Raw genomic sequence first — 23,799 nt, 5'->3', positions numbered from 1 at the left:
GGTCAACCTACTCGGTAGAACCCACAACGCCTTCCACAAACCACGTCATGCCCAGGAGATCCTTATCCGCGGGCTCGGCGCCTTCCTTGATGCGCACCTCGCCTTTCTGGTCCCGCACAGGGCCGCCAAACACGACGAGGGTGTTGTCGATGATGGCCTGCCTCTTGGCTTCCACCAGATCCTTGACGCCCTGGGGCACCATGGGGCCCATGGGGGCGATGTCCACCAGACCGGACTCCATGCCCCACCACATGGATTCGGGAGCCCAGGTCTTATCCTGCACCTGACGGACCATGGTCGTGTAGAACACGGGCCAGTTCCAGATGGCAGCAGTCAGGTGGGCTTTGGGAGCGAAGGAGCTCATGTCGGAGTTGTAGCCGATGGAGTAGACGCCCTTTTCCATGGCGGCTTCCTGGGGGCCGGGGGAATCCTGATGCTGGGCGATGATGTCCGCGCCCACGTCCAGCAGGCTCTTGGCGGCGTCCTTTTCCAGGGCAGGATCGTACCAGGTCTTGGTCCAGACCACGCGGACCTCGGCCTTGGGATTCACTTCCCGCACGCCCAGGGTGAAGGCGTTGATGCCGCGGATGACCTCGGGAATGGGGAAGGCCGCCACGTACCCGACGATGTTGGACTTGGTCATCTTGCCGGCCACCAGCCCGGTGAGGTAGCGGGCCTGATAGATGCGGCCAAAGTAGTTGCCCATGTTCGGCCCGGTCTTGAAGCCCGAGCAGTGCATGAAGGCCACATCCGGGAACTCGCCGGCCACCTTGAGGGTGGGGTCCATGTACCCGAAGCTGGTGGTGAAGATGAGGGAGTGCCCCTTGCGCGCCAGACCGGCGATGACGCGCTCGGCATCCGGCCCTTCAGGCACGCTTTCCACGAAGGAGGTGGTGACGCCATCCAGGGCTTCCACAGCCTTGCGGCCCTGGTCATGCGCCCAGGACCAGCCAGCGTCGCCCACGGGGGAGACGTAAATGAAGCCGACCTTCAGGTCTTCAGCCACGGCCTGCATCGGCAGACAGGCCAACAGGGCCAGGGCCAGGGCGACGACGAATGCGCGCATGGGATTCTCCTTGAAAAATTGCCTATTCTTTGCGAGCCGCCAGGGGTTGCACGTACTGGTGCTCCGTATCCCAGGGGAACAGAATCCATGTATCCTGGCTCACTTCGGTCACGTAGACGTCGGCCAGGGGTTTGCCCTCGGGCTTGGCGTACACGGTGGCGAAGAGGGCCTTGGGCAGCATTTCCCGCACAATGCGGGCCGTGCCGCCGGTGTCCGTCAGGTCGTCCACGATGAGCCAGCCCTCGCCGTCGGTCGGCACGTCCGCCCCCAGGGTCTTCAGGACGGAGGATTCGCGCTGGGCCTGCCAGTCGTAGCTCATGACGCACACGGTCTCGATGCGCCGGACTTCCAGCTCCCGGGCGATGACCGCCGCCGGGATGAGTCCGCCACGGGCCACGGCTACAATACCGCGAAACGGGCCTTTGTCCAGCAGCCGCCAGGCCAGGGCCTTGCTGTCCCGGTGGAGCTGCTCCCAGGAGATGGGGTAGGTTTTGACGTAGCGTTCGGAATTTTGCATGGATGGTTGCAGAGGGCGCAGCCCGTTGCTAGATGTGGGTTGCGGCTTTTCATTGCCGCTTCGGGGCGCGTTGTCAAGCAAGGACATGGGCAAGGACATGGGCCGGCTCACGCGCGATTTCAAACCAGAGCAGGAGGGGGCGCGAGAATGCGCAGGCAAACCGCCGTCGAACCCGGCAAAAGTGCCGCCACGCCAAAGCCGGCTACCGTGTTGCGGCTGGTGCGCCGGGCCGGCTGGGTGGGAGTGTGGGCCAACGTGGTCCTGGCTGCCGTCAAGCTCACCGCCGGCGTCCTGGCCAACAGCCAGGCCCTCATGGCCGATGGTGTGGAGAGTCTGACGGACATCGTCTCCAGCATGCTGCTGGTGGTCGGCGTAAAATACTGGGAAGCCCCGCCGGACGCGGCCCATCCTCACGGACACAAACGTCTGGAAACACTCTTTTCCGCCGGCGTGGGACTGGCCATGGTGGCCGTGGCTGGGGGCCTGGCCTGGAACGCCCTGCACAGCCTGCGGCAGGATTCCCCCCTCGCCCCCAATGCCTGGGCCCTTGCCGTGGCCGTGCTGACCATCGTGTCCAAGGAACTCCTGTACCGCTGGACCCTGCATCAAAGCCGGCTGGCCGGCTCGCCCGCCGTGGCGGCCAATGCCTGGCATCACCGGTCCGACGCCATCTCCTCCCTGCCCGTGGCCCTGGCCATCGGCCTGGCCTGGATCTCCCCGCAGTGGGCGTTTGTGGACAAGGTGGGCGCGGTGGTGGTGTCGTTCTTCATCCTGCATGCGGCGTGGAAGATTCTGGGACCGGCCCTGAACGAACTCATGGACAAGGGCGCGCCCGCGGAAGAGGTACAGCGCATCCTGACGCTGTGCTGCGCCGCGCCGGAGGTGCGCGGGGCGCATCACATCCGCACGCGCTACCTGAGCGCCGGCGTGGACGTGAGCCTGCACCTGCTGGTGGATCCGAACATCACAGTGCTTGAGGGACATACCCTGGCGCACGAGGCCAAGGAGCGCATCATGGCCGGCATGCCCCACGTGCTGGACGTGACCATCCATGTGGAGCCCTTCGGCGCAACCACCGCCCGCCCCCTGCTCCCCGGCGCATGCGACCCCGTCACGTCAACTCCTCAGGTGACGCCATGATCCTGTGCTTTTTCGGCGATTCCCTCACCAACGGCGTGGGCGATCCCCAGGCCCTGGGCTGGGCCGGCCGGCTGCTGGCCGCCGCCAGGGCTGCCGGACACGACGTGACCGGCTACAACCTCGGCGTACGCCGGCACTCCAGCGCGGCGATCCTGGCCCGGTTCGAGGCCGAAACCCGCTGCCGCGTGTATGAAGACCAGCCCATGCGGCTGCTGTTCTCCTTTGGCGTGGTGGACGCCCTGCCCAAGGCCGGCCTGCCCCTGGAGCAGACCATCGCCAACACCCGACAGATCCTGGAGCGCAGCCGGGCGCTGGGGCAGGCGCTGTTCGTGGGCCCTGCCCCAGCAGCAGACCGGCGCAGCAGCGAGGCCATCGCCGAGCGCGGCACGGCCATTGCCGCCTGCTGCCGGGAACTGGGCGTGCCCTATCTGGACATCTTTCCCGAACTGCAGGCCTCGGAACTCTATCTGGATGAACTGGTGGGCGGCGACGGCATCCATCCCGGCCAGGCCGGCTACAGCCACATTTTCCGGCTGGTGAACGTCTGGGATGCCTGGCGCGCCTGGCTGCAACCGCCGACGACAAAATAACGCGCCGTGCGGATTGCTTTTCCGGGCCGATCAGGGTAGACTTGCAGGAGTCAAGTCGCACTAACCGCTTTCCTCTCCAAGGGAAATCGATGCACGAGTGCAATGCCGGCACTCCCCGGACCCAGTGGAACCAGCGGCCCCAGGCGGAAGAACCCGCGTTGCATCGCCGGGAACAAGAGCTGGAAGCCCGCGTGGCCCTGCTGGAGCTGCAGTTGCAGGAAGCCCAGGCCAACAACGCCCGCATGCTGGAGAACTTCCGGCTGCAGAATGCCTTTTTCGCCACCGTGGCCCACGACCTGCGCACCCCCATGACCTCCATCTTTGGCTATGCCAAGCTGGTGCGCCGGGATATTGAACGCGCCATCCTGCCCTTCATCCGCAGCAAATCCGAGGCCGCAGGGGCCGCAGAAGCCATGGACAAGGCAAAACGCACCCTGGCCAACCTGCAGGTGATGCACGCCGAAGGCGACCGCCTGACCCGCCTCATCAACAACCTGCTGGATCTGAACAAAATCGAAGCCGGCCAAGCCGTATGGCGCGACCGGCTTGTGAACATCGCCGACTGCATCTACGAAGCCCTGCTGTCCGTGGCCGGTCAGTTTGCAGACAAGCCGGACGTCAACCTGCAGGCAAACGCCTCCCGCGAACTGCCCGTCATCCGGGTGGATCCCGACCGCATTGCCCAGGTGCTGGTGAACCTGCTGCACAACGCCGCCAAGTTCACCGAACGCGGCCACGTGGAAATCTCCGCCCTGGTGGTGGAGACAGGCCACCTGGAAATCTGCGTCCGGGATACGGGCACAGGCATCCCCCCCGAGGAGCTGCCCCGCATCTTCGATCTCTTCCAGCAAGCCTGCCTGGAAGACACGCTGCAGGGCACCCGCTGCGGCACCGGCCTGGGCCTGGCCATTTGCCGGCAGATCGTGGAGCATTACGGCGGGCAGATCTGGGCCGAATCCCAGCCGGGCCAGGGCAGCACGTTCCGGTTTCAACTGCCCATCCAGGGAGCGCAACACGCCTGACGGCAACGCCCACTCCCCAGCCACGCCACCCCAGGGACTTGCCCCCCAATACAACCAGCCGCAGCAATGCGGCCAGAGGCGATGCAACGTGTTGAATAAATTTCAAATACTGCTCAGCGGCACATCCGGCGGCCCGCGATGGGACGCCGCAGCCCTGTTCATCGCCCGGGGATTCGGCTCTGGATTGCTGCCCAAGGCTCCGGGCACCTGGGGATCCGTGGCGGCCATGCTGGCCGCGGCGCTGGTGTTCATGCCCCTGCCGGTGTGGCTACGGTTGCTGCTGCTCGTGCCCCTGACCCTGGCCGGAGTATGGGCTGCGGCGCGGGCGGAAATCCTGCTGGGCAGACACGATGCCAGCGAAATAGTGGTGGATGAGTGGCTGGGACTGTGGCTGACCTATGCCGCCTTCCCGTCCCTGGGCTGGCTGGATCTGCTGGCCGGCTTTCTGCTGTTCCGATTCTTCGACATCATCAAACCCGGTCCCATTGGCACCCTGCAGCATCTTCCCGGCGGCTGGGGCGTGATGGCGGACGACCTGGCCGCCGGCGTGGCCGCGGGTGTGCTGCTGGCGCTCATGCGCGCCCTGTCGTAGTCCCGAAAGGGTGCCACACAAAACAGTTGCGGCTGCAACTCGCCTGGGCTAAGAGGGCTTCTTTCGTATTCCCTCTTTCCGCCAGGACGTTTTTTCATGACTCCCCCGCAGCAACGCATGTATCGGTTTCTCATGGTCACCTCCATTGCCGCCACCATCGGCATGATGGGCTGGGTGACACTGCTCAGCAACTTTGCCGTGGAAAGCGCCGGCCTGGGGCCGCTCGAGATAGGCATCACCCAGTCCATACGGGAAATTCCCGGTTTTCTGTCACTGTTGGTGATCTATCTGCTGCTGGTGCTGACCGAGCACCGCGCCGCGGCGCTGTCGATTCTGGTCATGGGGCTTGGGGTGAGCATCACCGGCTATCTGCCCAGCTTCTGGGGGGTGGTGTGCTCCACGCTCATCATGTCCACGGGCTTTCACTTTTTCGAGCCGCTGAACCAGTCCCTCTCCCTGCAGTATTTCAGCCTGGAGGCCGCGCCCATCATGCTCAGCCGCCTGCGCGCGGCCATGGCCCTGGCCAACATCGGCGTGGGCGGGGTGATTTTCGCCTTGTCCGGGTGGCTGGGCTATCCAACGCTTTTTCTGCTCATCGGGGCGGTGGTCACGGGGATCGGGGTGTGGGCCGTGCTGCAGGATCCGTCAGACAAATCCATGCCCCCGCAGCACAAGAAGATGCTGTTTCGCTGGAAATACTGGCTGTACTACGCACTGACGTTTCTTTCCGGCTCGCGGCGGCAGATTTTCATGGTCTTTGCCACGTTTCTGCTGGTGAAGAAGTTTGAACTGTCCCTGATGGCCATCAGCGGGCTGTTCATGGTCAACAACATCATCGCCTGGGCCGTGAACCCGGTCATCGGCAGGATGATCAACCGCTACGGCGAACGCGCACTGCTGACCGTCGAGTACTCGACGCTGATTGTGGTCTTTCTGGGCTATTCCTACACCGAATCGCCCTATGTGGCCGGCGCGTTGTTCATCATGGACCATCTGGCCTTCAACTTCGTGGTCTGCATCCGCACGTATCTGCAGAAGATCGCCGACCGGCCAGACATCGCGCCTTCCTCGGCCGTGGGCTTCACCATCAATCACATTGCTGCGGTGGTCATCCCGGCGCTGGGAGGCTGGCTGTGGACCATCGACTACCACATCCCCTTCCTGGCCGGGGCGGTCATGGCGGCCATCTCGCTGGTGCTCAGCCAGTTCGTACGCACCCCCGGGCCGGTGGCAGCTACAGCCGAAGGCAGGGCGTCCCCCTAGGGCAGGTTATCTTTGAAAGAAGTTCTCGGGGGAAAACCGTTCTGCAGAAAGGTTCTTCCCNGGAAGGGGAGAGCGCGAGAGACGCGAACCTTTTGCAAAAAGGTTTCCCCGCTCGCACGAATCCTTTTCTACGCGAATGTGCCCTACCCCATACGCCGGGCGTGGCGCAGGGCCTGTTCCAGGGTGGCCTGCACCAGCTCCATGGCCAGGGGTTTTTCCAGATAGCCATTCATGCCGATCTGCAGAAAGCGTTCCCGGTCTCCCTTCATGGCATGAGCGGTCAGGGCGATGATGGGCACGTTGCGCACGGCCTCTCCGGCCAGGCCGGCGCGAATGCGGCGGGTGGCTTCGATGCCGTCCAGCACGGGCATCTGAATGTCCATGAACACGCAGTCAACGTGCCGGCTGCGCAGCAGATCCAGCACCTGCTGCCCGTGTTCCGCGCACACCACCTCGTGGCCGGCCTGAGTCAGCAGGCGTTCGGCCACCAGCCGGTTGGTGGCTTCGTCCTCGGCCAGCAGCAGGTGCAGATGCGCCGTCGCCGGCCGCGGATCGATCGGCTGCGCTGCGGTGTGGTCTTGCCTGCCCGGCTCTGCGGGGGAGGCGTCCCCGTCCGGCAGCGCCAGCGGCACCACCACATGCATGCACGTGCCCTCGCCGGGCATCGTATCCACGGTGATGTGGCCGCGCATGAGTTCCGTGACCCGGCGCACGATGGCCAGCCCCAGGCCGGCGCCGTGGTCCGGCCGGGTGCCGGACGTATCCAGCTGGGTGAACGGGCTGAACAACTCCTGGAGCCGTTCGGGCGGAATGCCGATGCCCGTATCGCAGACGGTGATGAGCATGCGCACCGGGGCTTCCCGCGTGGGCGACAACGCGATAAGTTCCACCAGTATCGAGCCTTCAGCCGTGAACTTGATGGCGTTGTTCACCAGATTGAACAGGATCTGGCGCAGGCGAACCTCGTCCCCCACCAGCAGCTCGGGCAGGCCGGCATCCGTGCGCATATCCAGGGCCAGGCCCTTTTCCGCAGCAGGGGTGGCGAAGAGTTCCCGCACCGCTTCCTGCAGATCCCGGGGATGGAAGGGGGCGTGCTGCAGGGTCATCCGGCCGGACTCCACCTGGGAGAGGTCCAGGATATCCGCCAGCAGCCGCGTGAGCCGGCGCGAGGAGAGGATGGCCTTTTCCACATACAGCTGCTGCTCTGCCTCCAGGGATGAACGCTGCAGCAACTGCAGCATACCCAGCACGCCGTTCATGGGCGTGCGGATTTCGTGGCTCATGTTGGCCAGGAAGACGGATTTGGCCAAGTTGGCGGCCTCGGCGGCGTCCTTGGCCTTCAGCGCCGCGGCCTCGGCCCGCTTGAGGTCGGAGAGATCCACATCCAGGCAGAACATCTCCACATGCTCGCCTACGCGCAGCCGCACGTGGCTGGAAAAAACCGGAGTCAACGTGCCGTCCTTGCGCCGCAAATACAGCTCGCCTGCCGGAATAACAAAATCCGAGACGGCCATGCGCCGGATACCCCGTCGCACCTCCTCGTGCATGGGCTCCGGGATGATGAGTTCCAGCAGGTTCCGCCCCAGGGCCTCCTGCGCGGTGTAGCCGTAGAGCAGTTCCGAGGCCCGGTTCCAGTACAGCACCGCACCCTCCATGGTATAGCCCTGCACGGCCACGGTCTGCACCTCGTCCAACAGCCTGCGGAAGCGCTGTTCGCTCAGACGCAAGCTCTCCTCGGCGCGGGTGCGGTCCGCATCATGGGACTGAAGCTGCCCGGCCATGGTGTCGAAGACGGTAGCCAGCTGGGCCACGTCATCCGTGGCAGGCGGCAGGCCCGTGCGCGCGGCGAAGTCTCCCTGCCCCAGGGCCTGCGCCGCGCGGGAAATGGCCTCCAGCCGGCGGACCACCACAGCATGACCATACAGATACGCCCCGCCGCAGCCCACCAGCGCCGCCAGCAGCCAGAGCGCCAGATTGCGCCTGGTGATGGCCGCCGAAGCCGCCAGGACATCGTTCGCCGCCATGCCGGCCACGCAATAGATGTACGGCGCCCCTCCGGGACGCAGCCGCAGCCGCTTCCAGCTGAAGAACCGGTCCAGCCCGTCGGACCCCACCTGCCGGACCACGCCGTCATCGGCCTGGGTGCCAGTCATGGCCCGCCAGACGCCACTGTTGACGGGCTGGCCCGGTGGATTGGTGGGGGCGGGGGGATGATAAAACAGACGCATGCCGGCATAATCCACAATACCGATGATGACATCCTCCGACGCACCCGCTTCCTGCAGATAGCTGCGGTACACGGTGAGCTTGAAGGAGGCGATGAGGATGGCCGTCACCTCGCCGGCGTCGTCCAGGATGGGCAGGGAAAAGGGAAAGGCCGGTTCCCCGGTGGTGCGCGAGACAATATATTCCCCGGCGGAGAACTGCTTGCTGGTCAGCGCATCGCGGAAGTGTTTACGGTCCGACAAATTGATGTTCTCGAAGGGCACCCCGGAGGCGAACACGTCCCCTTGCGGAGTAGTGGCCAGGATGTTGGCATAGTCCGGATGGCTTGCCAGGAGCCGGGCAAAGAGCTGGCTGCAGGCCTCGCCGTCGCCCTGGCGCACGACATTCATGAAGGCCACCGTCTCCAACAAATGCCGGGTGGACTCGGCATGGCGCTGCTGAATCTCGGCCAGGCCCTTGGCCAGCAGCATCACCCGGGCCGTGGCGTCGGCAATGCGCTGCTGCCGCAACTCCCAGCCGCTGTACAGAAAGATGCACAACGCGGGCAGGGCCGAAAGCGCCGTCAGCAAAACGATTCGGGACCGTGTTGATCGCAGCATGCAGCCCCCACCCCCTGAATGCGGACAATGCAATATCGTAAGGGGAATTGCTGCTTTTTGCAACCGAGTCTGACAAACGCACCGGCTCATGCGCCGCATTGCACTTGCCAACGGCCCGCTGCCTGGGCTACTGAGCAAATTCCATACTAACCAGGACTGAATATGCTGGACGCCACACTATCCGCCACCCTCGGCCCCATCTATGACGCCCTGCCCGTGGGCGTGATTCTGGCTGACGACGCCGATGACGTCGTCTTCGTGAACCGGGAATTCCATCGCGTCACCGAGGTCACCCCGCGGGATCTGGAATTCATGGGCTTCCAGGATGTCCTGTCCCTGTTCTGCCTGGGCATGTGCGCCGCCATGCCGGACATCTGCTGCCCCAAGAACAAGTGGCTCAATGTGGAACGCTCCATCGCCAGGGCAGACGGCTCCACCGGCTGGGTGCGCATCCACTGCGCCACTGTGACGGTGGACGGGCAAACGCTGCAGCAGTTGATTGTAGAAGACGTGACCAAGTACCGCGACTGCATCGACGGCCTGCTCAACCGCAAAAAGAAGTATCAAAGCATCCTGGAAAAACGGCCGGATCCCATCTGCTGCTTTCTGCCAGATTTCTCCATCACCTACGCCAATGCCTCCTGCTGCCGGTGCTTCGGCCGGCGGCGCAACGAATGCGTGGGGGAAAACCTGCTGCTGGCCCTGCCGCCGGCGGTGCGGGAGGGATTCCACAGCGCCGTGGCGTCCATCAGCCCCGAGCATCCCGTGGCCGAAGTGGAACAGCGCCTGGAGGATGCCGGCAGCCTGGGGCCGCTGGAGGACCGGCCCATGTGGATCCGCTGGGTGGTGCAGGGATTTTTCTACAAAACCGGACACATCCGCGAGTATCAGGCCGTGGGCATGGACATTTCGGATCAGAAGCTGGCGGAAAGCCGGGTGCTGCACGCGGACCGGCTGCTTTCCCTGGGCGCGCTGGTGTCCGAGGTGGCGCACGAGATCAACAATCCCAACAACTTCATCATGCTCAACGCGCCATTGCTCATGGATTTGTGGTGGCGGCTGCAGCCGGCCCTGGAACGCCTGCGCGAGGAGGATGTGGAGCCGGCCATGGGCGACGTGGGCATTCCGGAAATTGTGGACTTTGTGCCCAGGCTCCTGCAGGGCGTGGTGGAAGGCTCCACGCGCATCAACCGCATTGTCAAGGAACTCAAGCAGTACAGCCGCCAAGACGTGGACGGCGGCTTCGAGCTGCTGGGCATCAACGAAGTGGTCCAGGCTGCGGCCCTGCTGATGCACAAGAACATCGGCCGCCGCACCCGGCGGTTTGACGTGCGCTACGGCACGGGTCTGCCCCTGGTTCGCGGCCGACGGCAACGGCTGGAGCAGGTGGTGGTCAATCTGCTGCAGAACGCCTGCCACGCCCTGGAGCACGAAGGCCAAGGCATTGTGGTGGAAACCCGGCGCAACGTCGAGGCCGGGGCCGTGGAAATTGTGGTGACCGACGAAGGCGTGGGCATCCCCCCCGAGGCCCTGCCCCTGGTGACGCAGCCCTTCTACTCCACCAAGGGCAGCCAGGGCGGCACCGGGCTGGGGCTGTCCATCTCCCTGTCCATCGCCCGGGAACACGGCGGCCGGCTGGAGCTGGAATCCACCCCGGGCCTGGGCACCCGCGCCGTGCTGGCCCTGCCCGAAGCCCTGCCCGGCAGCGGAGCCATCAATGCACCCAGCACGATGCAGGACAAGAGGTCATGACCATGTCTCCCGTCGCCCGTCCCCGAAATTCCCACGGTACCCAAGGGTCCCAGGCCCTCACCCCGTCCGCGCCCATCCTCATTGTGGACGACGAGGAACAGGCCCTCACCAGCTACGCCCTGAACCTGCGCTTTTCCGGCATCACCAACACCATGCTCTGTGCGGACAGCCGTGCCGTACCGGGCCTGCTGGCCAGCCGGACGTTTTCCCTGGTGATGCTCGATCTCTCCATGCCCCACACCACCGGCGAGGAGATCCTGGCCCACATGCGCGCCCGGGGGCTGGACGTGCCGGCCATCGTCATCACCGGGCACAACGAGGTGGAAACAGCCGTGCGCTGCATGCAGGCCGGGGCGTTGGATTACTTGGTCAAGCCCGTGGACCGCGCCCGACTGCTGGCCGCCGTCACCCAGGCCCTGGCCGGGCGGCCCGCTCCCGGCCCTGCCGTCACCGCCCAGCCGGCAGCGCCTCCTGCGGATTCCGGCGGCGAACTGCTGACCCGCAATCCGGCCATGCGCGCGGTGCAGGCCCAGCTGGTCGCCGTGGCCCGCTCCCGGGAACCGGCGCTGGTGGTGGGGGAAACCGGCGTGGGCAAGGAACTGGCCGCCCGGGGCATCCACGCCGCCGCCGGGCTGGTCGCGGGATTGGGCACGCGTGTGGCCCGGCCCTTCATCGGCTGCAACGTGGCCGGGCTGGACGACGTGATGCTCTCGGACACCCTCTTCGGCCACAAAAAGGGCGCCTACACCGGCGCCCAGGGCGGCCGCGCCGGCCTGATGGAGGAAGCCGGAGACGGCACGCTCTTCCTGGACGAAATCGGCGACCTCTCCCTTTCCTCCCAGCTCAAGCTGCTGCGCTGCATCCAGGAGCGCGAATACTATCCCTTGGGCGCGGATGCCCCCCGGCCCATGGAATGCAGGCTGGTGGCCGCCACCAACAAGACCGTGGCCGAACTGCTGGACCCGGCCGTGTTCCGGCGGGATCTCTTCTTCCGACTCAGGACGCACCTCATTGAGATTCCACCGCTTCGTGATCGCCTGGAAGACCTGTCGCTGCTGGTGCCCCTGTTTCTGGAAGAGGCCGCCCGCCAGACCCGCATGCCGGCCCCGGCCATCCCGCGGGAGCTGTATCCCCTGCTGGAGGGCTACCCCTTCCCTGGCAACGTGCGCGAGCTCAAGTCCATGCTGTTCCACGCCTGCACCCTGCACCAGGGCAGCGGGCCGCTGGATCTGGCGCCCCTGAAGGGCTGGATGGATTCCGTTCGCCAGGGCCTGGAGCACGCCGCACCGCCGCCCTCCCCTGCAGCGTCTGCCCCTGCTGCGCCCGCCCCGCTCCCGGCCCGGGAGGCCCTGCCCACCCTGCGGCAGGCCGAGGCCCGCGTGGCCGAGGATGTGATCCTTCAGGCCCTCAAAGAGGCCGGCGGCAACCAGAGCAAGGCGGCGAAGCTCCTGGGCATTTCCCGCCAGGCCCTGCACAAGCGCCTCAAGGGCCTGGGCGGCGTCACCCCCGGACAACACGTCAACCCTGGACAACATGTCAACCAGGGTTGACATCTGATGTATTGCCCTGAAAACACAGCACAACCGCAAATCATACCAATTCAGGTGTAAACACAGGTTGCGCCAGGGCGGCCACCCCGGCCATAGATTGACGCAACAAGCTGCATTCACAGAATAAAAAACTTGGCCCGCCCCTTGCTCTCTCGGCTCCATGCAGCGGGCGGCCTGCCTTCTCCCGGGCGAGCGGACGCCGTGCTGTCCACCTGGCATCCACATCCTAATCAGGGAGCCGTGAACGATATGAAAAAGCTGTTGATCCTGGGTTCTGGCGCCGGCGGCGTCATGGTGGCCGCCAAGATGGCCAAACTGCTGAACCCCAAAGAATGGAAGATCACCATCATCGACCGGTCCTGGCAGCATCACTATCAGGCTGGCTGGCTGTTCATCCCCTTCGGCATCTATTCGCTCAAGGACTGCATCAAGCCGCAGATGGATTTCATCCCCTCCAATGTGGAGTTCGTGCAGGACGAGATTGAGAACATCGACCCCGTGGCCAAGAAGGTCACCTGCAAGGGCGGCACCCACACGTACGATTGGGTGGTGGTGGGCACCGGCTGCCGCATCGTGCCTGACGAAATCGACGGCATGAGCGACGGCTGGCGCAAGGACATCCACGACTTCTACACCCCCGACGGCGCCGTGGCCCTGGCCAAGAAGCTCAAGCACTTCAACAAGGGCAAGCTGGTGCTGAACATCGCCGAAATGCCCATCAAGTGCCCGGTGGCCCCGCTGGAATTCGTGTTTCTGGCCGACTGGTTCTACATGATCAACGACAGCCGCTGCAACATCGAGATCGAGCTGGTCACCCCCCTCACGGGCGCGTTCACCAAGCCCGTGGCTGCCGAGATCCTGGGCAAGCTGTGCGAAGAAAAGAACATCAAGATCACGCCCAACTTTGAAATCGGCAGCGTGGACGTGGGCCGCAAGGTCATCGAATCCCACAAGGGCGAGGAAGTGGAATACGACCTGCTGGTCTCCATCCCGCCCAACTTCGGCTCCAAGGTCATCGAGGATTCCGAAATCGGCGATGCCATGGCCTACCTGGACACGGACCACTACACGCTGAAGTCCAAGAAGTACGAAAACATGTACGTCATTGGCGACGCCACCAACGTGCCCACCTCCAAGGCCGGCTCCGTGGCGCACTTCGAGTCCGACGTGGTGGCCGAAAACCTGCACCGCGAAATCGAAGGCCTGGATCCGCGCCCCGAATTCGACGGTCACTCCACCTGCTTCATCGTCACCGGCTACGAAAAGGCCACCCTCATCGACTTCAACTACAAAATCGAGCCCCTGCCGGGCAAATATCCCTTCCCCGGCCTCGGCCCCATGGATCTGCTGGGCGAATCCTTCATGAACTACATGGGCAAGATGATGTTCAAGTGGGTGTACTTCAATCTCATGCTCAAGGGCAAGGAACTGCCTCTGGAACCCCAGATGTTCATGGCCGGCAAGAAGCGCATGGGCGCGTGCAGCCTGTAAGGAGGGTTCTGCATCATGAAGAACGAGGACCTGATTCTGCAAAAACTGGAGACCATCGAAGCCGAGCTGATGGAAATGCGCAAGTCCCGGCTGGAACTTCAGGAGCTCAAGGACGACCTGAGCCCCCTGATGAAGTCTTCCTTCCAGCATCTGCTGCGCGAACTCGGTCAGGTGGACCACGGCTTCGAGCTTGAAGACGGGTTCCTCATGCTCAAGCGCTTCCTGCGCAACATGAAGAACATCGCCTACATGCTGGACCAGATGGAAAACGCCATCGAACTGTTCCACACCATGGAACCCATGCTCAAGAGCTCCGTGCACAACACCATCCGCTTCCTGGGCACCATGGAGCAGCGTGGCGTGTTCCGCACCTACGAAGCCATGCTGGAGGTGCGCGCCAAGGTGGCCGCCCAGTACGGCCCCGAAGACATCGAACAAATGAGCGACAGCTTTGTGCAGATGCTGGGCTTGCTCAAGAAGATATCCACTCCGGGATCCATAGCATTCCTGAACAAACTCGCAGAGATGCCGGCCAGTATGAACCTGAAGGACGCCGAGCCCCTCGGCTTCCGGGGCATGCTCGCCGCCATGCGCGACCCCGAACTGCGCGAGGGTCTGGGCGTGGGCCTGCAAATGGCAAAGTCTCTCCAGAAACTGAAGTAATCCACCAGCGTACACGGTGAATCACGAGGTGCATATGTCCAAGAAAATTCTCATCATCGACGACGATCCGGATATCGTGTCCTACCTGAAGGACGTGTTCGACGAGGCCGGCTTCACCACGTTCGTGGCCTCCAACGGGGTGGAGGGCCTGGAACGCGCCCAGGTGCATCGCCCGGACCTCATCACCCTGGATATGGACATGCCCGGCCGCGGCGGCACGCTGTTCTATGTCAAACTGCGCCAGGAACCGTCCCTGGCCGAGATTCCGGTCATCGTCATCTCCGGCGTCGGCCCCCGCCCGCCGGCAATTAACAAGAACGTCCCCGTGCTCTCCAAGCCCGTGGATCCCCAGAAAACCCTGGCCCTGGCCAAGGAAATGATGGGCGCGTAAGAACAGGCGACACCGAAGCGCGAGGGGGAACCCCTTTCTACAGAAAGGGGTTCCCCGACAACATCCGACGCAGGAGCCGAGCATGCAAGACGGGTTGCCCGAGCGTGTTCTGATCGTGGACGACGAAGCCCCCATCCGGGAGGTGCTGGAGCTGTCCGTGGCCGACCTGGGCTACGCCGTGCAGACCGCCGCCCATGGGGAGGCCGCCCTGGCAGCCTGCGAAACCTTCGGCCCCGGCATCGTGCTCACGGACATCAAGATGCCCGGCATGGACGGCATCGAGCTGCTCAAGCGCATCAAGGCGGCCTGGCCGGATATCGAGGTCATCATGGTCAGCGGGCACGGGGATATGGAGCTGGCCATCAAGAGTCTGCAACTGGAGGCCATGGACTTCATCACCAAGCCCGTGCGCGACGAGTTGCTGGTGAACGCCCTCAAGCGGGCCTCGGAAAAGATTGCCATGCGCCGCCAGCTTCGGGAGCACACGCAAAACCTGGAGCGCATCGTCAAGGAAAAAAGCGCCCGCCTGGTGGAGCTGGAACGCCAACTGGCCGTGGGTCAGGTGGTGGAGGGCCTCTCCACGGCCATGCGCAGCCTTGCCGCGGCCTTCGAGGAAGGCCCCAGCTACTTCAACGAGCTGCCGTGCTTCATCTCCATCCACAACAGGTATCTGGAGATTGTGGCCGCAAACCAGCTGTGCAAAACCCGCCTGGGCGATCTGGTGGGGCACCATTCCTGGGAAGCCTACGCCGACCGCGCCGGCAGCGGCAACGCCTGCCCGGTGTGGCAGACCATCGAGACCGGCAAGGCCCAGCGCAGCCGCGAACGCCTGCGGGACAAGGACGGCCAGGAGATCCCGGTCATCGTCCACACGGCTCCCATCCTCAACCAGGACGGGCAGGTGGAGTTGGTGGTGGAGCTTTCGGTGGATGTCTCGGAAGTGAACCGCCTGCAGGAGGAACTACGCGCGGCCCGGGAAAAATGGCAGCGCCTGTTCGATGCCGTGCCGGCCACCATCGCCGTGGTGGACCGGGAATTCCGCATTGTGGACGCCAACCGCCGCTTTCGCCAGGACTTCGGGGAAACCAGGGGCGGGGAGGCCTGCCGCTGTCATGACCTGTTCGGGCATCGGGACCACCCTTGCGAGGCCTGCCCCGTGGCCGAGACTTTCGAGGACGGCCTGTCCCACGAGAGCGAAACCGTGGTGGCCACCCGCAGTGGTGCGCAACGGCATGTGCTCATCCAGACCGCGCCCGTGCGCAACGAGGCCGGGGAGATCGACCAGGTAATGGAAATCGCCACGGACATCACCCAGATTCGCCAGTTGCAGGACCATCTGGCCTCCCTGGGGCTGATGCTGGGCTCCATGTCCCACGGCGTCAAGGGCCTGCTCACCTCCCTGGACGGCGGCGTGTACAAGGTGGAAGCCGGCCTGCGCCGCGAGAACGACGCCAAGGTCCGCGAGGGTTGGGGCATCGTGCGGGACAAGATCGCCCGCATCCGCAAGATGGTCCTGGATATCCTGTACTACGCCAAGAGCCGCGAGCCGGAACGCGTCCGGGTGGATGCCGCCGCCTTTGCCCGGGATCTGGCCGAGGTGGCCGGCGCCAAGGCCGCATCCCGCGGCGTGCAATGCATCGTGGATATTGCCCCCGGGGCCGGCCAGATCGCCATGGACGAGACGGCCATGCACTCCGCCCTGGTCAATTTTCTGGAAAACGCCGTGGACGCCTGCGCCGAGGCCGCCCACCAGCAGCAGGTCCCGCCCGCCGAAAAGGCCGTGCGGCTGCATGTGGCCGATGTGGACGGCCAGTTGGCGTTTGAAATTGTGGATAACGGCGTGGGCATGGATCAGCACACCCGCGAGAAGATGTTCACCCTGTTCTTTTCCTCCAAGGGTTCCCGCGGCACAGGCCTGGGGCTGTTCATCTCCAACCAGATTGTGGCCCAGCACGGCGGCCGCATTCTGGTGGAAAGTGAGCCGGACCACGGTTCGCGCATCGTCATCACCCTGCCCCGCGGCGGCAGCGCCGGGGAGCGCGCCTGATGCCCCGCCCTGGCCGGCTGCTTCGCTCGCTGGCGCAGCGCATGGCGGCCTACGCCCGCACCCGGCTGACCCTCAAGCTGGCCGCGCCCATCGTCTGCATCCTGTTCGTCTGCATCCTGGCCTGGAGCTTTTACCACATCCGCCATCAGCAGGCCTTTGCCCGGCAGAGTATCGTGGCCAGCGCGGATCGCGTGGCCAGCACCGTGCAGCTTGGCCTGCATTACGCCATGATGCTCAACTCCCGGGACGACATCCGGGCCATTGTGGAAAACTGCGGCACCCTGCCGGAGATTCGCGGCATCCGCATCTTCAACAAGCAGCAACAGATGATGTTCTCCACCGATGCGCGGGAAGTGGGCGTGCGGTTCTCCCAGTTCGAGCCCCTGTGCCAGACCTGCCACGGCAGCACCCCCGCCCTGCTCACCCCTTCCCTGGAACAACGCCTGTACAGCGAGAACGTGGAGGACGGCGAGCGCCTGTTGCGGCTGGCCAGCCCCATCCCCAACGAGCCGGGCTGCTCGGACCCGGCCGGCTGCCACTTCCACAATGAGGAAGACAAGATCCTCGGCGTGCTGGACATCTCCTTCTCCACCCAGGGTAGTCAGGCGTTGGCGGATGAAAGCATGGTCCAGACGGTGTGGCTGGCCGTCATCCTCTTTCTGCTCTGCGCCGGCGCGCTCTTTTTGCTGGTGGTGGTGCTCATCAAGCGGCCCATCCAGCGCATCATCGAAGACGCCGCCATCCTTGCCCGCGGAGAGATGCCCCCTGCCCCCCCGGCGGTGCAGGAGGATGAAATCGGCCACCTGGCTGCCACCATCCGCACCATGGGCGGCGATCTGGTGGCCAAGAACAGCGAGCTCGCCCGCCAGCGCAACCTGTATCAGGATCTCTTCGAGGGTGTGCCCTGTCTGGTGACCGTGCAGGACCGCGACTACCGCCTGTTGCGCTTCAACCGCACCTTTCAGGAGCGGTTCTCCGCGGCCAAGGGCCAGTTCTGCTACAAAGCCTACAAAAACCGGGACGAAAAATGCCCGGATTGCCCCGTGGAAAAAACCTTCGAGACCGGCCGCTGCTGGACCACCGAGGAAAGCGGCTGCTACAAGGACGGCTCCAAGGCGCACTGGATTGTCCATACCGCCCCCATCCACGACACTGACGGCAACATCGTGGCCGCCATGGAAATGTGCCTGGACATCACCGAGCGCAAGGAGCTGGAACGCGAGCTCAAACGCTCCGAGCGCAAGTATGTGGACATCTTCAATAACATCCCCAGCGCCGTCTTTGTGCTGGACCCGTCCGACCCCGGCGAGCTGACCATCCTGGACTGCAACCGCGGCGCCGTGCTGCTCTACGGGCACGACAAGCAGGATCTGGTGGGCATGCGCTTTCTGGATCTCTTCGCCGCAGAGCAGGACCGCGCCCGCCTGACCGAGGCCGTCGCCAGCGGGTCCGGGCTGCATCGGGGGCTGGATCAGGCCCGCCAGCGCGCCCGCGACGGCCGCGAATTCTTCGTCAGTGTCAGCGTGTCCCGCTCGGAATTCTTCGACCGCACCGTGCTGCTGGCCACGGTCAGCGACATCACCAAGCGCCTGGAGGCTGAGCAGCAGCTCATCCAGGCCTCCAAAATGGCCACCCTGGGCGAGATGGCCACGGGGGTGGCGCATGAAATCAACCAGCCGCTTTCGGTCATCCAGACAAGCATGGATCTGGTCCGCCGCCGCCTCAACCGGGGCGAGCAGCCGGAACTGCCCCTGCTCACGCGCATGACCGAGCTGGCCACCCAGCAGATCGAACGCGCCACCCGCATCATCAACCACATGCGCGAATTTGGCCGCAAGGCAGAACTGCACCTGGAGCCCGTGAACCTCAACGACGTGCTCCGGCGCGCCTTCGATTTCTTCGGCCAGCAGCTGGCCCTGCGCAATATCGAGATGGTCTGGGATCTGGACGAAAAACTGCCCCTGGTGCGCTGCGAACCCAACCGCATGGAGCAGGTGTTCATCAATTTCCTGCTCAACGCCCGCGACGCCATTGAGGAGCACGCCGAACGGCTGGAAAAGACCGGCCACACGGCAGCACGCCGCATCACCGTGAAGACCATGCACAATCAGGAATACGTGACCCTGCGCATTTCGGATACCGGCGGCGGCGTGCCGCCGGCCATCGCGGCCCGCATCTTCGAGCCCTTCTTCACCACCAAACAGGTGGGCAAGGGCACGGGGCTGGGGTTGTCCATCAGTTACGGCATCATCCAGGATCACGGCGGGCAGATCCACGTCTCCACCAACGAGGCCGGCGGCGCGAGCTTCCACATCCGCCTGCCCGTGGCCCGGGAAGCATAGACCGACTCATCGAGACACACGGGGAGAAAACCATGAGCAAATACCTGTTCGTCCTGGCCCGGGGACCCGAAGACGGCGGCCGCGTGGAGCGCTGCCTGCGGCTGGCCCGGCTGGCCGTGCTCAAGGGGCACGAGGTCAGCCTGTTTCTGATGGACGAAGCCGTGCTGCTGGCCCAACGCTTCATCTGCTCGCAGCCGGACAAACTGCCGGAGGTGGCGCCGGATGCCCTGTGCCAGCACTTCCAGTTCCTGCGCAAGGCCAGGGCTTCCATCCTGCTGGATGTGCACAGCGCCCGGCAGCGCCTGGGGATCCGCCCGGCCCTGCCCAGCGGCCTGGCCCTGATGAGCGACGCCGCCATGCTGGACCTAGCAGAAGAATCGAAAGTGTTTTCGTTCTAGAGAAGATTGCGCTTGAAAAAGATCCGTGCGAGAGGGGAAACCTTTTGCAACAGGTTCTTCCCTCTCGCGTTCTCCCCTTCCAAAATGTTGATGGCACTTGCAATGATGCCAAAAAAGTCTTTGGGAGGGGGTCCCCCCGAGAACTCTTCTCAAAAACACACTGCTCTAACAGGAGTTGAGTGCATGTCATTTTCCATCACGCCCCTGCTGGTGGGGGTACGCAATGTGGACCAGGGGATCATGACCTGGCAGCGCGGCTACGGCAAGCGCATCTGGCTGCCCATATGGTCCTTCCTGCTCAGGGAAAAGGGCGGCGAAGGCCGCATCCTGCTGGTGGACACCGGCCTTGAAGACTTTGTGCCGCCGCAGGAATTCATTGACGAAACCGGTCTGGACGCCCAGCTCATGGAAGACGCCCTGGCCGCCGTGGGCATCAGGCCCGAAGACGTCTGGGGCGTCATCAACACCCACCTGCACGACGACCATTGCGGCAACAACCCGCTGTTTCCCAACGCCAGAATCTTCGTGCAGACACTGGAAGCCGAGGCCTGCCGCAATCCGCATCCCGTGGACTACCGCTATGATGCATCCTACATCGATGGCGTCAATCTGGTGGAGCTGGACGGCGACGCGGAAATCCTGCCCGGTCTCAAGGTCCTGCTGACCCCCGGCCATACCCCCGGCAGCCAGACTGTGGTGGTGGAGACAGACGAGGGGCCGGCCGTCATCGCCGGCATGTGCAGCAACCAGGAAAACTTCCCGGCATCTGGCCTGGCCGTGTGCCCTGGCGTGCACTGCAATGCATATGTCGCCCACGATACCGCCCAGGCCCTCAAGGCCATGCGGCAGGCCGGGGCCGAGCTCTACCCCCTGCACGACCTCACCGTGGCCACCCGCGCCAAGGCGTAATTGTTTCCCCGCCCGAGACGCCGCACACCGCCAACCCCAACCGGTCCGGGGGATGCCTTCTTGCACAAGGCATCCCCGGGGCCGCCCTCCTCCCCCTTGCCCTTCGCGCCGCTCCCTTGTAGCCTCCGGCCTCCCCCCTCACCTTTTTGAAGGAGACCCGCATGGCCAGCATCGGCACGCCCCTGACATCCTCCGCCACAAAACTGCTGCTCCTTGGCGCCGGCGAACTCGGCAAGGAAGTGGCCATCGAGGCCCAGCGGCTGGGCGTGGAGGTCATCGCCGTGGACCGCTACCCCAACGCCCCGGCCATGCAGGTGGCGCACCGGTCCCATGTGATCAGCATGCTGGACGCCGCAGCCCTGCGCGACATCATCACGGCCGAGCAGCCGGATTTCGTGGTCCCGGAGATCGAGGCCATCGCCACCGAAGAGCTGCTGGCGCTGGAGGCCGAGGGCGTGACCGTCATCCCCACGGCCAGAGCCGCCCGGCTGACCATGGACCGCGAAGGCATCCGCCGTCTGGCCGCCGAGGAGCTGGGGCTGCGGACCTCGCCGTATCGCTTTGCCGACACCAGGGCCGAATTTCTGGACGCCTGCCGCACGGTGGGGTTTCCCTGCGTGGTCAAGCCGGTGATGTCCTCCTCGGGCAAGGGGCAGAGCGTGGCCCGCGACGAGGCCGAGGCCGAAGCCTCCTGGGACTACGCCCAGACCGCCGGCCGCGCCGGCGCCGGCCGGGTGATTGTGGAAGGATTCGTGGATTTTGACTACGAAATCACCCTGCTCACGGTCCGCCATGCCGAGGGCGTATGCTTCTGCCAGCCCATAGGCCACCGCCAGGAAAAAGGCGACTACCGCGAATCCTGGCAGCCGCACCCCATGACGCCGGCCGCCCTGGCCGAGGCCCACCGCATGGCCGAGGCCATCACCGCCGCCCTGGGCGGGCGCGGCATCTTCGGCGTGGAACTGTTCATCAAGGGCGACGAGGTCATCTTCTCCGAGGTCTCCCCCCGCCCGCACGACACGGGCATGGTGACGCTCATCTCCCAGGATCTGTCGGAATTCGCGCTGCATGTCCGGGCCATTCTGGGCCTGCCCGTGCCGGCCATCCGGCAGTATGGCCCTGCGGCGTCGCGGGTCATCCTGGCCGAGGGCGACTCCGCCGCGCCGCGCTACGTCATTGCCCCCGAGGCCCTGGCCGAGCCGGACACCGCCATCCGTCTCTTCGGCAAACCCGAGGTGCGCGGCCTGCGGCGTATGGGCGTGGCCCTGGCCCTGGGAACCGACGTGGAAGACGCCAAGGCCAAGGCCATCCGCGTGGCCGGGCAGGTGCAGGTGACGCTGTAGGGCAAGGTAGCTTTGGAAAGGGGAAAACGCGAGAGGGGAGAACCTTTTTCAACAGGTGTCCCCTCTCGCAATGTCCTTTTTCAACATGAAAATGCCCTAATACAAATCATGCTCCCGCAGCTGGAAGCGGCCGGCATGCTTCTCGAATTCCAGGGCCACGGGATCGCGGAGGTACTGTTCGGTCAGCAGGCCCTGGTCGATGAGCAGGCGGATGCGACGTTGCAGGGACGAGTCCTCCAGCTCAAAGCGACAGCCCAGCGCAGTGGCGTTGTGCCGCACCACCACCAGCGGCGCTTTTGCGATGACCAGTTCCTGTTGGAACAGCAGATCAGCATACAGTTGTTCGCCCACCTGAAACTCGCGTTCCGGCGATGCGATGGCAAAGCCGGCACCGGTCTCGCTGATGTTCTGCACATCCGCATTGCCCACCAGCAATCCCAGGTAGGCAGTGAGGTCGTGCAACACATGGCGCATGGCGCGACGGCGCTCTTGTGGGGTGGCGACACTCCTGGAGGGCGGCGCAAGCGGCGCGGCCGCTTCGAGCGGCGGTTGATTCGGCAAATACAGGGAATCCGTGCGGCTCACTTGGCCGCAATGCGAACACTTGACCAGCACGCCAATGTGTCGGGCGCTCAGTTCACGCCGCAACCCGCAGTGAGGACAGGCGAAATACGCCGCGTTGGGAGCTGGCGGCAGAATGCGATGGCTGCAGTTGTGGCACCGAAACGCCGTTTTGGGCTGCAAGGATCCCACGGCCAGGAAGATGTTGCACTGCGGACAAAACATGCGCATGACTGGTTCCCCCAGGTCATATCATCATGCCGGCGGCAAAATTGTAAAGACCGAATTGCCGGACGGCGGGGCCATTTTCGGCCCGGAGTTTTCTTTGCCTCCCCTGGCCCTTGCTGGTACGGTACAGGGGCCAGCCAGGCGACGGATGCAGCCAGGCTGATCTTTTTGCTTTCGGAGATTCTTGTGAACCCCCCGCATGTTTCGTCGCTGTTGCTGGAAGACACCCAGAACCAGGCCGCGCCATGGCCCATTTTCATCGACGCCGTAGGCGTCTGCGGCCTGCGGCTGCCCGTGCTCGTGGCAGACAACGCCCGCGCCCCTCAACTGGTCACCGCCACCCTGTCCCTTTCCGCCAGCCTGGCGCATGACGCCAAGGGCTCGCATATGAGCCGGTTTGTGGAAGTGCTGGAGGAAGCCCGCACCCAGGTATTCTCGCCGCAGCGGCTGGCCGCCCTGCTGGACGAGCTGCGCCGCCGCCTGCAGGCCCGGCAGGCCGCCCTGGACATGGCGTTCCCCTTCTTCCTGGAACGTCGCGCCCCGCATACCGGCGCCGCGGCCCTCATGGACTATGCGTGCAGCTACCATGTGCGTTCCGGCGATGCCGATCCGCAATTCACCCTGGCCGTGGAAGCCCCGGTGGCGGCCCTGTGCCCCTGCAGCAAGGCCATCAGCGATTACGGCGCGCACAACCAGCGCGGCCGCATCCGCATGGAGATCACGCCGCGCCGGGCTGCCGAGGGCGGCTGGGACGTGCCGGGCATCGAGGAATGCATTGCCGTGGCCGAGGGCGCTGCCTCCTCCCCGGTCTATCCCCTGCTCAAGCGGCCCGACGAGCGCGTGGTGACCATGCGCATGTACGAAAATCCCGTCTTCGTGGAGGACATGGCCCGCCACACCGCGGCGGCCCTCATGGCCGACGAACGGGTGCAGGCCTTTCGGGTGCACGCGGAGACCCTGGAATCCATCCACAACCACAACGCCTTTGCCCGCATCGCCTGGACCAGGGACGCCTGAGCCTCCCCGCATCGCCTGGACCAGGGACGCCTGAGCCTCCCCGCAGCCGAGGCACGCACAACAGCCGGCGAAGGATCCGCTCCTTGCCGGCT

At 64.7% G+C, this 23,799-nt stretch carries 20 protein-coding genes; 16 read left to right on the top strand and 4 right to left on the bottom strand.

The window, feature by feature from the left end:
* Positions 1 to 7: 7 nt before the first annotated feature.
* The gene (locus tag DGI_RS08495) at positions 8 to 1,066 is read right to left on the bottom strand and encodes a BMP family ABC transporter substrate-binding protein (protein WP_021760501.1); all 1,059 of its coding nucleotides are present in this window, start codon (positions 1,064 to 1,066) and stop codon (positions 8 to 10) included.
* A 22-nt stretch (positions 1,067 to 1,088) separates the two neighbouring features.
* On the bottom strand, positions 1,089 to 1,583 hold the full coding sequence (gene gpt, locus DGI_RS08490; protein ID WP_021760500.1) for a xanthine phosphoribosyltransferase: 495 nt from the start codon (positions 1,581 to 1,583) through the stop codon (positions 1,089 to 1,091).
* Between the two features lie 147 nt (positions 1,584 to 1,730).
* On the opposite strand from gpt, the gene DGI_RS08485 reads away from it, so the two are divergent.
* From DGI_RS08485 to DGI_RS08465, 5 genes are all read left to right on the top strand, one after another.
* The gene (locus DGI_RS08485; RefSeq protein ID WP_051286369.1) at positions 1,731 to 2,723 is read left to right on the top strand and encodes a cation diffusion facilitator family transporter; all 993 of its coding nucleotides are present in this window, start codon (positions 1,731 to 1,733) and stop codon (positions 2,721 to 2,723) included.
* The gene (locus DGI_RS08480; RefSeq protein ID WP_021760498.1) at positions 2,720 to 3,313 is read left to right on the top strand and encodes a GDSL-type esterase/lipase family protein; all 594 of its coding nucleotides are present in this window, start codon (positions 2,720 to 2,722) and stop codon (positions 3,311 to 3,313) included. The genes DGI_RS08485 and DGI_RS08480 overlap by 4 nt, the downstream gene beginning before the upstream one ends.
* An 89-nt stretch (positions 3,314 to 3,402) precedes the next feature.
* Entirely contained in the window at positions 3,403 to 4,335 is a 933-nt protein-coding gene (locus DGI_RS08475) for a sensor histidine kinase (protein ID WP_051286367.1), read from the top strand.
* A gap of 88 nt (positions 4,336 to 4,423) precedes the next feature.
* Complete coding sequence (locus DGI_RS08470; protein ID WP_235619916.1) at positions 4,424 to 4,927, top strand: phosphatidylglycerophosphatase A family protein; 504 nt, start codon at positions 4,424 to 4,426, stop codon at positions 4,925 to 4,927.
* 96 nt (positions 4,928 to 5,023) lie between these two features.
* The gene (locus DGI_RS08465; protein WP_021760495.1) at positions 5,024 to 6,190 is read left to right on the top strand and encodes an MFS transporter; all 1,167 of its coding nucleotides are present in this window, start codon (positions 5,024 to 5,026) and stop codon (positions 6,188 to 6,190) included.
* A gap of 143 nt (positions 6,191 to 6,333) precedes the next feature.
* On the opposite strand, the gene DGI_RS17130 is transcribed toward DGI_RS08465, so the two are convergent.
* Complete coding sequence (locus tag DGI_RS17130) at positions 6,334 to 9,015, bottom strand: ATP-binding protein (protein ID WP_021760494.1); 2,682 nt, start codon at positions 9,013 to 9,015, stop codon at positions 6,334 to 6,336.
* 162 nt (positions 9,016 to 9,177) lie between these two features.
* On the opposite strand from DGI_RS17130, the gene DGI_RS17125 reads away from it, so the two are divergent.
* The 10 genes from DGI_RS17125 (at position 9,178) to purT (ending at position 21,901) form a co-directional block, all read left to right on the top strand.
* Positions 9,178 to 10,767 carry a PAS domain-containing sensor histidine kinase gene (locus DGI_RS17125; RefSeq protein ID WP_021760493.1) on the top strand — a complete coding sequence of 530 codons (1,590 nt, stop codon included), beginning with the start codon at positions 9,178 to 9,180 and terminating at the stop codon, positions 10,765 to 10,767.
* Positions 10,764 to 12,317 (top strand): sigma-54-dependent transcriptional regulator, encoded by a 1,554-nt coding sequence (locus DGI_RS08450; protein ID WP_051286363.1) that lies wholly within the window; start codon positions 10,764 to 10,766, stop codon positions 12,315 to 12,317. The genes DGI_RS17125 and DGI_RS08450 overlap by 4 nt, the downstream gene beginning before the upstream one ends.
* A 249-nt stretch (positions 12,318 to 12,566) precedes the next feature.
* Positions 12,567 to 13,808: a type III sulfide quinone reductase, selenoprotein subtype gene (gene sqr, locus DGI_RS08445; RefSeq protein ID WP_021760489.1), complete on the top strand. Its 1,242-nt coding sequence runs from the start codon at positions 12,567 to 12,569 to the stop codon at positions 13,806 to 13,808.
* Positions 13,809 to 13,823: 15 nt separating this feature from the next.
* A complete protein-coding gene (locus tag DGI_RS08440) occupies positions 13,824 to 14,471 on the top strand; it encodes a DUF1641 domain-containing protein (RefSeq protein ID WP_021760487.1) in 648 nt (215 codons plus the stop codon).
* Between the two features lie 34 nt (positions 14,472 to 14,505).
* Positions 14,506 to 14,862 (top strand): response regulator, encoded by a 357-nt coding sequence (locus tag DGI_RS08435; protein ID WP_021760544.1) that lies wholly within the window; start codon positions 14,506 to 14,508, stop codon positions 14,860 to 14,862.
* An 82-nt stretch (positions 14,863 to 14,944) separates the two neighbouring features.
* On the top strand, positions 14,945 to 16,909 hold the full coding sequence (locus tag DGI_RS08430) for a response regulator (protein ID WP_051286361.1): 1,965 nt from the start codon (positions 14,945 to 14,947) through the stop codon (positions 16,907 to 16,909).
* The gene (locus tag DGI_RS08425) at positions 16,909 to 19,251 is read left to right on the top strand and encodes a PAS domain S-box protein (protein WP_081696779.1); all 2,343 of its coding nucleotides are present in this window, start codon (positions 16,909 to 16,911) and stop codon (positions 19,249 to 19,251) included. Before DGI_RS08430 ends, DGI_RS08425 begins: the two co-directional genes overlap by 1 nt.
* 32 nt (positions 19,252 to 19,283) lie before the next feature.
* Positions 19,284 to 19,649 carry a DsrE family protein gene (locus DGI_RS08420; RefSeq protein ID WP_021760480.1) on the top strand — a complete coding sequence of 122 codons (366 nt, stop codon included), beginning with the start codon at positions 19,284 to 19,286 and terminating at the stop codon, positions 19,647 to 19,649.
* A gap of 183 nt (positions 19,650 to 19,832) precedes the next feature.
* Positions 19,833 to 20,558, top strand: coding sequence for an N-acyl homoserine lactonase family protein (locus DGI_RS08415; RefSeq protein WP_021760479.1), 726 nt, complete (start codon positions 19,833 to 19,835; stop codon positions 20,556 to 20,558).
* 161 nt (positions 20,559 to 20,719) lie between these two features.
* Positions 20,720 to 21,901 (top strand): formate-dependent phosphoribosylglycinamide formyltransferase, encoded by a 1,182-nt coding sequence (gene purT, locus DGI_RS08410; protein WP_021760478.1) that lies wholly within the window; start codon positions 20,720 to 20,722, stop codon positions 21,899 to 21,901.
* A 96-nt stretch (positions 21,902 to 21,997) separates the two neighbouring features.
* Here purT and DGI_RS19030 read toward each other — a convergent pair whose 3' ends face one another.
* Positions 21,998 to 22,693, bottom strand: coding sequence for a PilZ domain-containing protein (locus DGI_RS19030; protein WP_021760477.1), 696 nt, complete (start codon positions 22,691 to 22,693; stop codon positions 21,998 to 22,000).
* 183 nt (positions 22,694 to 22,876) lie between these two features.
* On the opposite strand from DGI_RS19030, the gene folE2 reads away from it, so the two are divergent.
* Positions 22,877 to 23,707, top strand: coding sequence for a GTP cyclohydrolase FolE2 (gene folE2, locus DGI_RS08400; protein WP_202961821.1), 831 nt, complete (start codon positions 22,877 to 22,879; stop codon positions 23,705 to 23,707).
* Positions 23,708 to 23,799 lie beyond the last annotated feature (92 nt).

This window comes from Megalodesulfovibrio gigas DSM 1382 = ATCC 19364, from assembly GCF_000468495.1.
Classification (GTDB): Bacteria; Desulfobacterota; Desulfovibrionia; order Desulfovibrionales; family Desulfovibrionaceae; genus Megalodesulfovibrio; species Megalodesulfovibrio gigas.
This window is presented reverse-complemented; position numbering and strand designations above follow the sequence as displayed.

Excerpts from the sequence above, each read along its gene's own strand:
- DGI_RS08465 (WP_021760495.1), top strand. The coding sequence starts at position 5,024 with ATGACTCCCCCGCAGCAACGCATGTATCGGTTTCTCATGGTCACCTCC.
- DGI_RS08485 (WP_051286369.1), top strand. The coding sequence starts at position 1,731 with ATGCGCAGGCAAACCGCCGTCGAACCCGGCAAAAGTGCCGCCACGCCA.
- DGI_RS08430 (WP_051286361.1), top strand. The coding sequence starts at position 14,945 with ATGCAAGACGGGTTGCCCGAGCGTGTTCTGATCGTGGACGACGAAGCC.
- DGI_RS17130 (WP_021760494.1), bottom strand. The coding sequence starts at position 9,015 with ATGCTGCGATCAACACGGTCCCGAATCGTTTTGCTGACGGCGCTTTCG.
- DGI_RS19030 (WP_021760477.1), bottom strand. The coding sequence starts at position 22,693 with ATGCGCATGTTTTGTCCGCAGTGCAACATCTTCCTGGCCGTGGGATCC.
- gpt (WP_021760500.1), bottom strand. The coding sequence starts at position 1,583 with ATGCAAAATTCCGAACGCTACGTCAAAACCTACCCCATCTCCTGGGAG.
- DGI_RS08420 (WP_021760480.1), top strand. The coding sequence starts at position 19,284 with ATGAGCAAATACCTGTTCGTCCTGGCCCGGGGACCCGAAGACGGCGGC.
- DGI_RS08435 (WP_021760544.1), top strand. The coding sequence starts at position 14,506 with ATGTCCAAGAAAATTCTCATCATCGACGACGATCCGGATATCGTGTCC.
- DGI_RS08415 (WP_021760479.1), top strand. The coding sequence starts at position 19,833 with ATGTCATTTTCCATCACGCCCCTGCTGGTGGGGGTACGCAATGTGGAC.
- DGI_RS08450 (WP_051286363.1), top strand. The coding sequence starts at position 10,764 with ATGACCATGTCTCCCGTCGCCCGTCCCCGAAATTCCCACGGTACCCAA.
- DGI_RS08475 (WP_051286367.1), top strand. The coding sequence starts at position 3,403 with ATGCACGAGTGCAATGCCGGCACTCCCCGGACCCAGTGGAACCAGCGG.
- purT (WP_021760478.1), top strand. The coding sequence starts at position 20,720 with ATGGCCAGCATCGGCACGCCCCTGACATCCTCCGCCACAAAACTGCTG.
- sqr (WP_021760489.1), top strand. The coding sequence starts at position 12,567 with ATGAAAAAGCTGTTGATCCTGGGTTCTGGCGCCGGCGGCGTCATGGTG.
- DGI_RS17125 (WP_021760493.1), top strand. The coding sequence starts at position 9,178 with ATGCTGGACGCCACACTATCCGCCACCCTCGGCCCCATCTATGACGCC.
- DGI_RS08495 (WP_021760501.1), bottom strand. The coding sequence starts at position 1,066 with ATGCGCGCATTCGTCGTCGCCCTGGCCCTGGCCCTGTTGGCCTGTCTG.
- DGI_RS08425 (WP_081696779.1), top strand. The coding sequence starts at position 16,909 with ATGCCCCGCCCTGGCCGGCTGCTTCGCTCGCTGGCGCAGCGCATGGCG.
- DGI_RS08440 (WP_021760487.1), top strand. The coding sequence starts at position 13,824 with ATGAAGAACGAGGACCTGATTCTGCAAAAACTGGAGACCATCGAAGCC.
- DGI_RS08480 (WP_021760498.1), top strand. The coding sequence starts at position 2,720 with ATGATCCTGTGCTTTTTCGGCGATTCCCTCACCAACGGCGTGGGCGAT.